The sequence below is a fragment of the Stenotrophomonas sp. YJH_SMC_40 genome, assembly GCF_059368615.1.
The window spans coordinates 412,877-426,389 of record NZ_JCAFRX010000001.1; the positions used below are offsets into that span (position 1 = coordinate 412,877).

Sequence of the window (13,513 nt, forward strand, 5' to 3'; positions counted from 1 at the left end):
CACCAAGCTGAATCGTTCCTGCGTTGTCATCAAGCCGTCATCCATGCGCGATAGATGGCCCACGCGCGCATCGCTAACCTGCCACGCTGTCGCACTTTTTCCCCGACTGCCCATGAAGCGCCTGCTGCTGTTGTTGCTGGCGTGCGCCGGCCTGTGGCTGGCTGCATGCTCGTCCTCGATCAATGCCTCGTCCACCTCGCTCGCCGATCGGCTGATCGCGCCGGGTGGCGTATCGACCCTGCTCGATCGTCCGCGCATTGCTGCGGCCATTGCCGAACTGCCCAATCGCCACGGCTTCGCGCCGGGCCGCGATGGCGTGCCGATCTTCTGGCGTGTGTTCGATCCTGGCGATTACGGCGCGCGTTACCACTACCTGCCGCAGCGCCACGAGAACGGCCTGCCGCTGGATACCGGCCTGAGCCTGGCAGTACCGCAGCCGTTCCGCGCGCAGGCGCCGCGCGGCACCGTGGTGGTGCTGCACGGCTGGATGATGAATGGTGATTCGATGCTGCCGTGGTCGTTGCAGTTGGCCGAATCCGGCTACCGCGTGGTCACGCTTGACCTGCGCAACCATGGACAGTCCGGTACCGGGCCGTCGGGCTATGGCACCTATGAATCCGACGATGTGGTGGATGTGATCGGCGAGCTGCGCGCGCGTGGTGAAGTCACCGGCCCGCTGTACCTGTTCGGCGTGTCCTATGGCGCCGCCACAGCGGTATTCACCGCCGACAAGCTCGGCGACCAGGTGGAAGGGGTGGTGGCGATGGAATCGTTCGCCAATGCCGGTGTGGCGATCCGCACGATGATTCCACACTTGATGGGACTGCAGCCGGAAGGCCTGAAGGCGCAGGCGATGGCGTCGTACGCGCGCTGGCGCTACGGCGGCCAGGACATCAACCAGGTGATCGCCGCCGCCAGCCGCCGTATCGACGTCGATCTGGACCGCGTGGATGTAGCGCGCGCGCTGGCCGATACCCGCGCCTGCGTGCTGCTGCTGCACGGCCAGGGCGACCAGCACATTCCGGTCAGCCAGGGCCGCGAACTGGCCCAGGCCAACCCGCGCGCGCACTACATCGAGATGCGCGGCGAGGACCACATCACCCTGCCGCTGCGGCTGGACCTGCTGGCCGGCGTGGTCGATGACTGGATGGCGCGCGACGAACACCACCCGAAGAGCGCCTGCCCGGCCCCACAGCTGCCGGCCCAGGCCGAGTGGCTGGCCCACCGCTGAAAAAAGGGGACGGAGGGGATTAAGTCGTTTCCCGCACAGCTGGGACATAAACGACTTAATCCCCTCCGTCCCCTTTTTCTGTCAGGCCACCCGTCGTGCCAGCGAGCGGGCAGACGCCGCGACGCCCAGCAGCAGCGCGGCCACGCACAGGAAGGCGAAGCCGAGGCTGGTGCCGTGTGCCAGTGCACCGATCGCTGCCGGACCGGCAAGGATGCCGGCGTAACCCAGCGTGGTGACTGCGGTGATGGCGATGCTCTCCGGCATCACCCGCTGCTGGCCGGCCATCGAGAACAGTGCCGGCACGATGTTGGCGCAGCCCAGCCCGACCAGTACATACCCCGCCAGCGCCACCGGGAACGAGGGCACCAACGTGGCCAGGGTGAAGCCTGCTGCGGCGGTGATGCCGCCGAAGACCAGGGTGCGCGTGCGGCCGAGGCGCTCGACGATGCCGTCGCCGAACAGGCGCATCGCGGTCATCGCCAGGGTGAACAGCGCGAAGCCGGCGCCGGCCTGGTCGCGCGGCACTTGCCGCACTTCGGCCAAGAACACCGCGCTCCAGTCCAGCATCGAGCCTTCGGCGAGGAACACCACGAAGGCCAGCACGCCGATGAACAGCACCACGCCGTGCGGCAGCGCCAGCAGTGGGCCGTCGTGCAGGATCCGTTGCGGGCGCCAGTGCGGCGCCGACAGCACCGCGACCAGCAGCAGTGCCGCCACCGAAACCAGCGCGGCCAGCCACAGCGGTGTACCCAGGATCAGCAGGCCGGTCATGCAGCCGGCGCCGACGAAGCCACCGATGCTGTAGAAGGCGTGGAAGCCGGACATCATCGCGCGCCCGGCGTCGCGCTCGACCGCGACCGCCTGCATGTTCATCGCACAATCCAGCGCACCGACGCCGGCGCCGAACACGAACAGTGCCGCACCCAGCGCCACCGGCGAGGGCGCCAGCACCAGCAAGGGCAGGGCGCACAGCATCATCGCGCAGGTGATCACCATCACCCGGCGGCAGCCCAGCCGCCCGGTCAGCGCGCCCGCCAACGGCATCGCCAGCAGCGAGCCGAGCCCAAGGCACAGCAGCACGGCGCCGAGGCTGGCGTCGGACAGCCCGGCCTTGGCCTTGGCGTAGGGCACCATCGGCGCCCATGCGGCGGTGGCGAATCCGGGAATGAAGAAGGCGGCGCGGGTGGCGTGCTGCTGGGCACGGGGGGATGAAGGCGTCATGCGCGATGCGAAGCTCCAGGGAACAGTCATGAAAACGATTTCAGACTGACTCGGCAAGTGCCATGCGTGACATCGGGCGACGCATACGATTGCAGTGACCCGATTGCGTCACCAGCGATTAACGCCACGCACGGACAGTGGCTGCACGGTCTGCATTCCGCCGGCCGCTGCCGGAGACCTCTACATGAGCACGACACCGACCATCCTCCTCGTCCATGGCTTCTGGGGCGGGGCCGCACACTGGGCCAAGGTGATCCTGGAACTGCATCGCAGCGGCCACGACCGTGTGCAGGCGGTGGAACTGCCGCTGACCTCGCTGGCCGACGACGCAGGACGCACCCGGAAAATGATCCGGCAGATCGACGGGCCGGTACTGCTGGTCGGCCACTCCTATGGCGGCGCGGTAATCAGCCAGGCCGGCAACGAGCCCAACGTGAAGGGCCTGGTCTACATCGCTGCCTTCGCGCCTGATGCAGGCGAAAGCCCCGGTGGGATCACCCAGCAGCACCTGCCGGAGGCGGCGCCGAACCTGGCACCAGACAGCGATGGCTACCTGTGGCTGCGTGCGGACAAGTTCCATGAGAGCTTCTGCCAGGATCTGAGCGAAGACGAAGGCCGGGTGATGGCCGTTACCCAGAAGGCACCGCTGGCCAGCACCTTCGGTGATGCGGTCAGCGACCCGGCGTGGAAGCACATGCCGAGCTGGTACCAGCTGTCCCGCCAGGACCGCATGATCGCGCCGGAAAACCAGAAGGCCATGGCCGCAAGGATGCAGCCCAGGCGCCTGCTGGAGCTGGATGCCAGCCATGCCTCGCTGGCTTCGCAGCCGAAGGAAGTGACCGCGCTGATCCTGGAGGCCTGCGCCGCCATCGGCGGCTGATCCCGCGCCAGCACTCCGCACGACAGCCGCGGCGCAGGGGAGTACACTCCTGCGCCGCGGCTGTCCGGCCGCGTCCCTCTCTTCCCTCCAGCCGCCGCCAGAGGATCCCACCCTATCGTGGAGGTCCCGCCGTGCTGCCTGTGCCTGTTGTCCATACGCCGTCCCCCTTGCCGCGTCGCCGCGCGTTGCCGCAGGCGCTGGCCCGAGGTTTGCTGATCGCTGCTCTGGGCAGCAGCGGTATTGCTGTTGCGCAGTCCAGTACGGATCCAGCCAAGGATTCGCAGGCGCCTGCATCACAGACCCTGCAGACCGTGCAGGTCACCGCCAACCTGCTCGGTACCATCACCGAGGGCAGCGACGCCTATACGCCCGGGACCATTGCCACCGCTACCCGCCTGGTGCTGACGCCACGGCAGACCCCGCAGACCATCAGCGTGATCACCCGCGCACAGATGGATGACTTCGGCCTGCACGGCATCGACGACGTGATGCGGGTGACCCCCGGCATCAGCATCGTCACCTACGACAGCGAACGCACCGAGTACTACGCGCGCGGCTTCGCGATCCAGAACTTCCAGTACGACGGCATTCCGATGTCGCGCAATTCGGCGTACTCCGCCGGCAACACGCTCAGCGATACCGCCATCTACGACCGCATCGAGGTGCTCAAGGGCGCGACCGGCTTGCTGACCGGCATGGGCGATCCGGGTGCGACCATCAACCTGGTGCGCAAGAAGCCGGGCAAGGACTTCGCCGGCAGCGCCTCACTGGGTGTCGGCCGCTGGGACGACTACCGCGCCGAGCTCGATGTCGGTGGTCCGCTGACTGCCGATGGCCGCCTGCGTGGCCGTGCCGTGGGGGCCTGGGAAGACAAGCACTCCAACCTGGACAACTACCAGCGCACCAGCAAGGTCGGCTATGCCGTGCTGGAAGCCGATCTGGGCGAACGCACGCTGCTGTCGGTCGGTGGCGACGTGATGGACAGCGACCCGAAGGGCTCCACGTGGGGCGGCATTCCGCTGCTGGACAGCGCCGGCAACTTCAACCGCATGCCGCGCTCGTTCAACAATGGTGCGCAATGGGCCGGCTGGCGCCAGTACGTGCGTACCGGTTTCGCCACGTTGGAGCACACGTTCGCCAACGATTGGATTGCCAAGCTGCAGCTCAACCACCAGGTCAATGGCTATGACGCCGCACTGGCCGGTGCCGCCGCCGGCAATCCTGATCCGTTGACCGGCGAGGGCGTCAGCCTGTGGCTCGGCAAGTACGTTGGCAAGACCGTCAGCAATGCCGCCGACTTCTATGTGAGTGGGCGTTTCGGCCTGTTCGGGCGGGAGCATGAGCTGGTGGTCGGTGGCAGTGCCTCGCGCAAGCGCTGGACCAATACCGGCTACGGCCCGCAGGCGAGGTTCCCGGATACCGTGCCGGACTACAGAAGCTGGAATGGCGACATTGCCGAACCGCAGTGGCAGCGCACCTATGACAACAATGAAGTGACCCGCGAGAATGGGCTGTACGTGGTTGGCCGCTTCGACGTGGCCGATCCGTTGAAGCTGATCGTCGGCAGCCGCCTGGCCAGTTACCGCTCGCCGGACACGCGCGAGACCGGTGTCCATGTGCCCTATGCCGGCGTGGTCTACGACCTCGGCGAGCATTACTCGGTGTATGCCGGCTACAGCACCATCTTCAAGCCGCAGGGCGAGCGTGACGAGCAGGGCAAGGCACTGGATCCACTGGAGGGCCGCAGCTACGAGGTTGGCCTGAAGGCTGAGTTCTTCGATGGACGCCTCAATGCCAGTGCGGCGCTGTTCCAGCTTGATCAGGACAACTTCGCCCAGCCCACCGGCGGCAAGACACCGGATGGCCAGGATGCCTACCGCGCCTTGATGGGCGTGCGCACCAAGGGTTACGAGCTCGAAATGTCGGGTCAGCTGGCCGAGGGCTGGCAGGTGCAGGGTGGGTTCTCCCACAAGATTGCCCGCCAGGCGGGCACCAAGGTGACCACGCTGGAACCGGAGAACCAGTTCAGCCTGCACACCCGCTACCGTCTGCGTGGCGCCTGGCAGGGGCTGACGCTGGGTGGTGGCGCACGCTGGCAGGATTCGACTTTCGGCGAGATCACCAACCCGGCCACGCGGGCCAAGGTGGTGCATCGCACGCAGCCGTACTGGTTGCTCGATGCGATGGCGCGCTACCAGTTCAACGATCGCCTGTCGGCCACGGTCAACGTCAACAACCTGCTCGACAAGCGTTACTACACGATCTTCAACTGGTACAGCACCTACACCTGGGGCGAGCCGCGCAACGTGCGGTTGAGCTTGAATTACAGGTTCTGACGCAGATGCGCCCGCGATGCTCTGCAGCATCGCGGGCGATGTGGTTACAGCGGCAGGTCGAACACCAGCACTTCGGCATCGTTGCCGTTTTCCAGCGTCAGCTGGGCTTCGTCGCTGACCTGCAGCGCATCACCGGCTTCCAGGGTGATGCCGTTGACCTGCAGCTGCCCACGGGCCACCTGCACATAGGCGCCACGACCGTTGCCAAGGGCATGGTGCAGCTTCTGGCCGCCGTCGAGGATGGTGGCGAAGATGCGGGCATCCTGGTGGATGCGCAGCGAACCGTCGGCACCGTCCGGCGAAGCGATCAGGCGCAGCTGGCCGCGCTTGGTCTCCGGCGCGAAGTGGGTCTCCTCGTAGGACGGCGTGATGTTCTCGGTGTCCGGGAAGATCCAGATCTGCAGGAAGTGCACGGTCTCGTCGGCCGAGTGGTTGAACTCGCTGTGGGTGACGCCGCTGCCGGCGCTCATGCGCTGCACGTCGCCGTAGCGCAGCACTGAGCCGGTGCCCATCGAGTCCTTGTGTTCCAGCGCACCGCCCAGCACGTAGGAGATGATTTCCATGTTGCTGTGGCCGTGGGTGCCGAAGCCCTGACCGCCGATCACCTTGTCTTCGTTGATCACCCGCAGCGGGCCGAAGCTGACGTAGCGCGGGTCGTAGTAGTTGGCGAAGGAGAAGGTATGGCGCGAGGACAGCCAGCCATGCTCGGCCAGGCCACGGGTAGCGCTCTTGCGGATCTGCAGCATGATGGAATCTCCTTGTTCGATGGTTTCGATGGGGCGGGGTGGGCTGGCAGCCGCTGTGTTTCCCCGTTGGAGAGAAGTATCCGCTTGCGCCTTGGGTTTGAAAAACGGATAGTTTTGACAGCCATCATCGAAAAATTCGAATGCTCAAGCTCAGCCTCGATGCCCTGCAGATCCTGGATGCCATCGACCGGCGCGGCTCCTTTGCCGGCGCCGGCAAGGCCCTGCACAAGGTGCCCTCGACCATCTCCTACACCGTGGCCAAGCTGGAGGAGGACCTGGGCGTTCAGCTGTTCGACCGGGTCGGTCCGCGCGCCGAGCCGACCGAGGCTGGCCGCGCGCTGCTGGACGAAGGCCGGCACCTGCTGCGCGCCGCCCGCGAGCTGGAACTGCGGGTGCGCCGGGTGGCGTCGGGCTGGGAGACCGAACTGACGCTGGCGGTGGATTCGGTGTTCCCGACCTGGCTGCTCGGCCCGGATATCGCCGCGTTTCGTGAGGCCGAGGCACCGACCCGGCTGCGATTGATCGGCGAGGCCCTGTCCGGCACTTGGGAGGCCCTGCTGGACCGCCGTGCCGACCTGCTGGTCGGCGCGCCGGGTGAGGGCCCCAGTGGCGGTGGTTACGTGGTCGAGCCGTTGGGCACGGTGGAGTTCGTGTTCGCGGTCGCGCCCGATCATCCGTTGGCCACAGTGCGGGGCGTGCTGGGTCGAGAGCAGCTGGTCGAGCACTGCGCGATCGCGGTCTCTGATTCCGCGCGCAGGTTGCTGCCGCGCACGGTCGGCTTGTTGATGGGGCAGGAGATGCTGACGGTGCCGGACATGGCCAGCAAGCTGAAGCTGCAGTGCGAAGGCGTGGGCTTCGGCTTCCTGCCCGAACCGTGCGCGCGCGCTGCGGTGGCGCGCGGCCAACTGGTGATCCGCGAGGTGGAGGAACACAAGCCGGAAGAGACCTTCTGGCTGGCCTGGCGCACCGGAGAGGATGGCGCCGCACTGCGCTGGTGGCGCGAGCGCCTGCGCAGGCCGGAGCTTTTGTCGCAGTGGTGGCAGGCGATGGCCAGGGGGTAAGGTTTGGCAGGGCTGCGCCCTGCACCCGCTACGATCCAGAGCAACAGCAACTGCAACAGCAACAGCAGAAGCTGGTTTCCTGAGGGATGGCGGGGTGGGTCCGGTTGCGGGGGCCGCTGCAAGTACATCCATGTAAGCTCGGTCGCCGCATCCATGCGGCTCACGCCCCCGCAACCGGGCCCACCCCGCCTTCGACAGTTTTCCGCGATCTGTCGGAACGGCGTACTGCTCTGGTAGGTGTCGACCTTGGTCGACACGGTAGATCCACGCCATGCGTGGATGCTCTTCGATCAATTATCGAAATACTCGAACTCGATGGAGATTCATCCACGCATGGCGTGGATCCATCAGATCGCGGAAATCTGTCAGAGGTGGGGCGGCATGGGCAGGCAGGACCGTTGGCGGCATGGATGCCGCCATCGAGCCCCCATGGGTGAGGGCGCTTTGCTTGCGAAGCATTGCTTCGCAAGCGCCCGAACGCACAGCCGCCAGCGGCTGGGCCGGACCGCGGAGCGGGGTTTACGGCGTGTCCTGCCTGTCCATGCCGCCCCGCCAGCCCACGGAATGCCAGCTTTTGCCGTTGCCGTTGCCGTGGCCGTTGAGGTTGCCGGCCAGCGGCCGGCACTACCAGGATGCAGGGCGCAGCCCTGCCGAAAAACACACATAAAAAAACAGCAGGCCGAGGCCTGCTGTTTCGGTGTAATGGTGCGCCCGGAGAGATTCGAACTCCCGACCGCCTGGTTCGTAGCCAGGTACTCTATCCAACTGAGCTACGGGCGCCAATTACATGAACTTGTTGTGCTGACTGTGTATGGTGCGCCCGGAGAGATTCGAACTCCCGACCGCCTGGTTCGTAGCCAGGTACTCTATCCAACTGAGCTACGGGCGCGCGGTACACAATCAAATTTTACTGCATTTCCAGCGGCGGATGCCGGAAACCTGTCGAGTGGTGCGCCCGGAGAGATTCGAACTCCCGACCGCCTGGTTCGTAGCCAGGTACTCTATCCAACTGAGCTACGGGCGCCCTGCGACAGGAGCGGAATTATGCGGATGTCGGCGCGTACCGTCAACAGTTTTGTGAAAATTTTCATCCAACTGAATGAAAAAGCTGTCAGCCACGGCATCAGGGGCCTTCAGCCACGCGAAATGATCGGCGCGCGTGCCCAGTTCCTGCGCGGACAGCACGCGCAGCTGCGCGTCCACATTCGGCAGCTTCGCCAGCAGCGTCTGCATCGATCCGGTGGGGGCCAACCAGTCGTGCTCCATCAGCACCGCCTGTGCGCTGCCATGCACACGCGCCATCTGCGCATCGAGGTCTTCGTCCATGCCGACGGCGGCGTAATGGTTGTTCAGGCCGACGCGCGCCCAGTCGGCGATCAGCCCGCGCGCTTCGGTGCCACCGAAGCCGAGGCGACGGCCATGCAGCACGCCCTGGTGCTGTGCGATCCACGGCAGGAAGCGGTAGACCAGCGGCAGCAGCCAGCCACGCGGTGGTGGGAATCCGCGCCAGAACGGTGAGCCGCTGGCGGCCAGCCACAGCCGGTTGAAGTGCTGCGGGTTGCGGCCGGCATGCACGCAGGCCAGCTGCCCGCCCAGGCTATGGCCGCCGATGATCCAGGGCAGGGCGTCGCCTTCGTCATCCGCTGCGGCCAGGACGGCCTGGCTGGTCGGCAGATCCTGTTCGAGTACCTCGCGATAGCCCCAGTCCTGCGTGCGCGATGGGCGCAGCGAACTGCTGCCGTTGCCGCGCCACTCGTGCAGGTACACCGCCACGCCCTTCGCCGCCAGCGCCAAAGCCAGTGGCAGGTAGTGGCGCGCCGCCACGCCCAGTGCCGGCAGCCACAGCAGGCGTGCGATGGGCTGTGCGGGCACGCAGGCGATCACTTCGTAGCGATGGCCATCAGCGCACTGCACGGCAAGGACGCCGGGTGTGAGGCTCATGCGTGTGGTGCCGCGCCGAAGTGATCCAGCACCAGCACCTCGCTGCGGCCGGGGGCATAGCCCTGCTGCAGGCCGCGTGCAACGTAGTCGATACCGGCTTCGCAGGCATTGGCCAGGCTCAAGCCGTTGCACAACTGCGCGGCGATGGCCGAGGCCAGCGTGCAGCCGGTGCCATGTGCGTCCAGCGGCAGGCGGGCATGGATGAACTCTTCGCTGCTCACGCCGTCGAAGTAGCGGTCGATCACGCGGTTGCCTTCATGCAGGTGGCCACCTTTCAGCAGCACCGCACCGGCCCCCAGGTCGAGCAGGGCGGAGGCGGCCTGTTCTGCGTCTTCACCGTTGCTGATCTTCCGGCCGACCAGTAGTTCCGCTTCCGGCGTATTGGGGGTGATCAGCGTGGCCAGCGGGATCAGGCGCTCACGCATGGCCTGCAATGCGCTGTCTTCCAGCAGGCGTGCCCCACTGGTGGCGACCATCACCGGGTCCAGCACCACATGTGGTGGGCGGTGGCGCTCCAACGCTTCGGCGACGGCATGGATCACTTCGGCGTTGGCCAGCATCCCCAGCTTCACCGCGTGGATGTCGAAGTCGTCGAAGCAGGCATCCAGCTGCGCGCGCAGGAACTCGATGGGTGGCACGTGCACGGCGATGACGCCGCGGGTGTTCTGCGCGGTCAGTGCAGCGATCGCCGAGAGGCCATGCACGCGGTGCGCGGCGAAGGCCTTCAGGTCGGCCTGGATGCCGGCGCCACCGCCGGAGTCGGAGCCGGCGATGGTGAGGGCGGAAACGGGAGTGGTCGGGCTCATCAGTTGATTGTGCCGTGGTCCCGGAGGGGAAGGTAGATCCACGCCATGCGTGGATGTCCTTGATTCAATGCCGCCAACGCGCCCACTGCTGGTACAGCACATAACCCAGCCCGGTCAGGCCGGTCAGCAGGGCCGGGGCGAGCAGGGCGTCGTACTGCCAGCGCATGAACAGCCAGGCGCCGAGGACGCCGCCGGCGAGGAAGCCGCTGATGATCAGGCCGCTGAGGGTCAGCCGTCGTACCTGCAGCGGCAGCCCACGCAGCAGGTGGCCCAGGCCGATGCCGAGGTCGGTGAACATGCCGCTGAGGTGGGTGGTGCGCACCACTGCGCCACTGAAGGTGGTGGCCATCGCGTTCTGCAGGCCGCAGGCCATGGCGGCGGCCAGCGCGCCCCAGATCTGGTGTTGTTCAAAGAGCGGAATGGCCACCAGCAGTAGCGCCGATTCCAGCGCCAGTGCCACGCCATAGCGCCGGCCCAGCTGCAGGGCGCTGTCCTGGATCAGCAGGCCGCTGAGCATCGCGCCCAGCGAGAACGCGATCAGCAGCCCCCACAGGTGCCCGACGGCGCGCCAGTCCCCCTGCGCCAGCGCCATGCCCAACTGGCTGGTACTGCCGGTCATGTGGCTGACCGCCTGGTGCTCGAAACCGAGGAAGCCGACCACGTTGACCATGCCGGCCACGCACGAGAGCGCGACCGCGCCGATCCAGACCCAGGTGGGCAGGCGTATTCCCATCGGCGGGGCCCCTCAGGGCCCGCCGAAGCCGCCGTTGAACTGCAGCTCGCTGAAGGTGTTGCTGGCCGGGTCGAACACCGCGCCCCAGAACTGCGTGCCGCCGTCGCAGACGCGGATCGCTTCGCGTGCCGGATTGATGCCGCTGTCGTCGGGCAGGTGGAACGCGTTGACGTAGATCAGCCGCTTGCCGGCGCTTTCGATGCCGACGTACTGGCGGTCGAAGTCCAGCACCTTCGGTACCTGTGCCTCCAGCGACGACAGCTGTGCCTCCAGCTGATCGATCTGCTGCCGGCTGGGTGCCCAGTAGCCGCTGACCCGCCCGGGCTCGCGGCCGGGGCTGGCGCGCGAGCAGGTGTCGAGCACCTGCGCGGCGATGATCGGGCGGGTGACCACCCAGGACTGCCCGGTGCGCTCGGCGGTCGGCACACTGGCCGGGCCGCGCGTGGTGGTGCAGGCGCCGAGCACGGCTGCGAGGGCGATCGCAGCCGTGGGCAGCAGCAGGCGGGTGCAGCGGTTCACAACACCTCCGAAGCGTAATCGGCCAGGCGCGAGCGTTCGCCTCGGCGCAGGGTGATGTGCGCACTATGCGGCCAGTTCTTGAAACGATCCACCGCGTAGGTCAGGCCCGAGGTGGTCTCGGTCAGGTACGGGGTGTCGATCTGCTCGACGTTGCCCAGGCAGACGATCTTGGTGCCTGGGCCGGCACGGGTGATCAGCGTCTTCATCTGCTTGGGGGTGAGGTTCTGCGCCTCGTCCAGGATCAGGTAGCGCGACAGGAAGGTACGGCCGCGCATGAAGTTCATCGAGCGGATCTTGATGCGGCTGGCCAGCAGGTCGTTGGTGGCCTGGCGACCCCAGGTGCCGCCTTCCTGGTTGTGCGTGAGCACTTCCAGGTTGTCGGTCAGCGCGCCCATCCACGGCGTCATCTTCTCCTCCTCGGTACCCGGCAGGAAACCGATGTCCTCGCCGACGCTGACCGTGGCGCGGGTCATGATGATCTCGCGGTAGCGCTGCTGGTCCATCGTCTGCGCCAGGCCGGCGGCCAGTGCCAGCAGGGTCTTGCCGGTACCGGCGGTACCCAGCAGGGTGACGAAGTCGATCTCCGGATCCATCAGTGCGTTGAGCGCGAAGTTCTGCTCGCGGTTGCGCGCACTGATACCCCAGACGGCGTGGCTGCCGTGGCGGAAATCATCGACCAGCGACAGCACTACCTTGCCGTCGCCGACCACGCGGCTGACGCGCAGTTCGACTTCGTCTTCGCCGGGCAGGTAGACGTACTGGTTCGGGTACCACTCCTCGCCGTCCTGCGCCTGGATTTCGTAATGGCTGCGGCCCTTGTCGCTCCAGCTGCGCAGGTCGTCACCGTGGCGCTTCCAGAAGTCTTCCGGCAGCTCGGTGGCGCCGGTGTAGAGCAGGCTGAAATCGTCCAGCGCGCGGTCGTTTTCGTAGTCCTCGGACACGATGCCGGCGATGGCGGCCTTGATCCGCAGGTTGATGTCCTTGGAAACGAACACCACCGGCAGGTCCGGCGTTTCTTCCTTCAGCGCCAGGATCGCGCCAAGGATGGCATTGTCGGGAATGACCTTTCCAAAGCTCTTGCCCGCGTCGAAGTGGCTGGTCTGGAAGCGCAGCTTGCCGGCGCTCTGCTTGCCGCGCAGCTGCAGGCCGTTGGGGCGCTGCAGCGGAATGCCGTCGGCCAGGTTGTCCAGGCCGGATTCCTGCACCAGCTCGTTGAGGAAGCGGCTCACCTGGCGGGCGTTGCGGCTCGCTTCGGAGGTGCCCTTCTTGCCGTTGTCCAGCTCCTCGATCACCTGCATGGGCAGGTAGATGTCGTGCTCCTCGAATTTGAACAGCGCGGTCGGATCGTGCATCAGCACGTTGGTATCCAGCACGTAGATGCGCTTGCCTCGGGTCATCGTCGATTCCTGGTTACGGACAGGGAAAAACCACCACGGCCTGCTGCGGGGCAGGGTGATGGCAGACACAGTAGGCAGTGGGACTCACTTGGACTGGGAGGCCTTCAGTTCGGCGAGAACGGCATCGGCATGGCCGGCAACCTTGACCTTGCGCCAGGACTGCACGATGCGGCTGTCGGGGGAAATCAGGAAGGTGCTGCGTTCGATGCCACGTACCTGCTTGCCGTACATGTTCTTCATCCTGATCACGTCGAAGGCGGTGCACAGCGCTTCGTCGCCATCGCTGACCAGCGGGAAGTTGAAGCCCTGCCTGGCACAGAAGTTGTCGTGCGACTTCACCGAGTCGCGAGAGACGCCGAGCACGACCGCGCCGGCCTTCTTGAACTTCGGCAGCAGGGCGTTGAAGTCGATGCCTTCGGTGGTGCAGCCGGGAGTGCTGTCCTTGGGGTAGAAGTACAGCACCAGCCACTGGCCGGCATAGTCGCCGAGAGTGGCCTGGTTGCCACCGGACAGCGCCAGCGGCAGGGAGAGGGTGGTGCTGTCCAGGGTATCGCCGTTGTTCATGAGGTCCTTCTGTCGAGCCTGGGTTGTTTCTACGACAATTGCATGAAACGCCACGCGCCCGTGAGAGGCGCGCGAAAA

12 protein-coding genes and 3 tRNA genes are annotated in these 13,513 nt (G+C 66.3%); 4 read left to right on the forward strand and 11 right to left on the reverse strand.

Annotated elements, in window-relative coordinates; genetic code table 11:
* Positions 1–112 precede the first annotated feature (112 nt).
* Positions 113–1,231: an alpha/beta hydrolase gene (locus tag AC5P6X_RS02005; RefSeq protein ID WP_164223061.1), complete on the forward strand. Its 1,119-nt coding sequence runs from the start codon at positions 113–115 to the stop codon at positions 1,229–1,231.
* A gap of 81 nt (positions 1,232–1,312) precedes the next feature.
* On the opposite strand, the gene AC5P6X_RS02010 is transcribed toward AC5P6X_RS02005, so the two are convergent.
* Positions 1,313–2,452 carry an MFS transporter gene (locus AC5P6X_RS02010; RefSeq protein ID WP_012479749.1) on the reverse strand — a complete coding sequence of 380 codons (1,140 nt, stop codon included), beginning with the start codon at positions 2,450–2,452 and terminating at the stop codon, positions 1,313–1,315.
* A gap of 184 nt (positions 2,453–2,636) precedes the next feature.
* Here AC5P6X_RS02010 and AC5P6X_RS02015 point away from each other — a divergent pair, with 184 nt between their 5' ends.
* On the forward strand, positions 2,637–3,332 hold the full coding sequence (locus tag AC5P6X_RS02015) for an alpha/beta hydrolase (RefSeq protein WP_495215297.1): 696 nt from the start codon (positions 2,637–2,639) through the stop codon (positions 3,330–3,332).
* A 131-nt stretch (positions 3,333–3,463) separates the two neighbouring features.
* The gene (locus AC5P6X_RS02020) at positions 3,464–5,668 is read left to right on the forward strand and encodes a TonB-dependent siderophore receptor (RefSeq protein ID WP_329753307.1); all 2,205 of its coding nucleotides are present in this window, start codon (positions 3,464–3,466) and stop codon (positions 5,666–5,668) included.
* 44 nt (positions 5,669–5,712) lie between these two features.
* On the opposite strand, the gene AC5P6X_RS02025 is transcribed toward AC5P6X_RS02020, so the two are convergent.
* A complete protein-coding gene (locus AC5P6X_RS02025; protein ID WP_005409043.1) occupies positions 5,713–6,414 on the reverse strand; it encodes a pirin family protein in 702 nt (233 codons plus the stop codon).
* 140 nt (positions 6,415–6,554) lie between these two features.
* On the opposite strand from AC5P6X_RS02025, the gene AC5P6X_RS02030 reads away from it, so the two are divergent.
* Positions 6,555–7,475 (forward strand): LysR family transcriptional regulator, encoded by a 921-nt coding sequence (locus tag AC5P6X_RS02030; RefSeq protein WP_108270684.1) that lies wholly within the window; start codon positions 6,555–6,557, stop codon positions 7,473–7,475.
* A 703-nt stretch (positions 7,476–8,178) separates the two neighbouring features.
* Here the strand turns inward: AC5P6X_RS02030 and AC5P6X_RS02035 are convergent.
* From AC5P6X_RS02035 to AC5P6X_RS02075, 9 genes are all read right to left on the reverse strand, one after another.
* Positions 8,179–8,255: transfer RNA gene (locus AC5P6X_RS02035), tRNA-Arg, on the reverse strand.
* Between the two features lie 32 nt (positions 8,256–8,287).
* Positions 8,288–8,364, reverse strand: a tRNA-Arg gene (locus AC5P6X_RS02040).
* Positions 8,365–8,422: 58 nt separating this feature from the next.
* A tRNA-Arg gene (locus AC5P6X_RS02045) sits at positions 8,423–8,499 on the reverse strand.
* A complete protein-coding gene (locus tag AC5P6X_RS02050; protein WP_088437125.1) occupies positions 8,490–9,416 on the reverse strand; it encodes an alpha/beta hydrolase family protein in 927 nt (308 codons plus the stop codon). Before AC5P6X_RS02050 ends, AC5P6X_RS02045 begins: the two co-directional genes overlap by 10 nt.
* Complete coding sequence (gene thiD, locus AC5P6X_RS02055) at positions 9,413–10,222, reverse strand: bifunctional hydroxymethylpyrimidine kinase/phosphomethylpyrimidine kinase (protein ID WP_049451020.1); 810 nt, start codon at positions 10,220–10,222, stop codon at positions 9,413–9,415. Before thiD ends, AC5P6X_RS02050 begins: the two co-directional genes overlap by 4 nt.
* Positions 10,223–10,286: 64 nt before the next feature.
* The gene (locus tag AC5P6X_RS02060) at positions 10,287–10,955 is read right to left on the reverse strand and encodes a YoaK family protein (RefSeq protein ID WP_049451022.1); all 669 of its coding nucleotides are present in this window, start codon (positions 10,953–10,955) and stop codon (positions 10,287–10,289) included.
* Between the two features lie 12 nt (positions 10,956–10,967).
* On the reverse strand, positions 10,968–11,474 hold the full coding sequence (locus AC5P6X_RS02065) for a hypothetical protein (protein ID WP_329757258.1): 507 nt from the start codon (positions 11,472–11,474) through the stop codon (positions 10,968–10,970).
* The gene (locus tag AC5P6X_RS02070) at positions 11,471–12,871 is read right to left on the reverse strand and encodes a PhoH family protein (RefSeq protein WP_005409049.1); all 1,401 of its coding nucleotides are present in this window, start codon (positions 12,869–12,871) and stop codon (positions 11,471–11,473) included. The genes AC5P6X_RS02065 and AC5P6X_RS02070 overlap by 4 nt, the downstream gene beginning before the upstream one ends.
* An 84-nt stretch (positions 12,872–12,955) precedes the next feature.
* The gene (locus AC5P6X_RS02075) at positions 12,956–13,435 is read right to left on the reverse strand and encodes a peroxiredoxin (protein ID WP_088437122.1); all 480 of its coding nucleotides are present in this window, start codon (positions 13,433–13,435) and stop codon (positions 12,956–12,958) included.
* Positions 13,436–13,513: the final 78 nt, after the last annotated feature.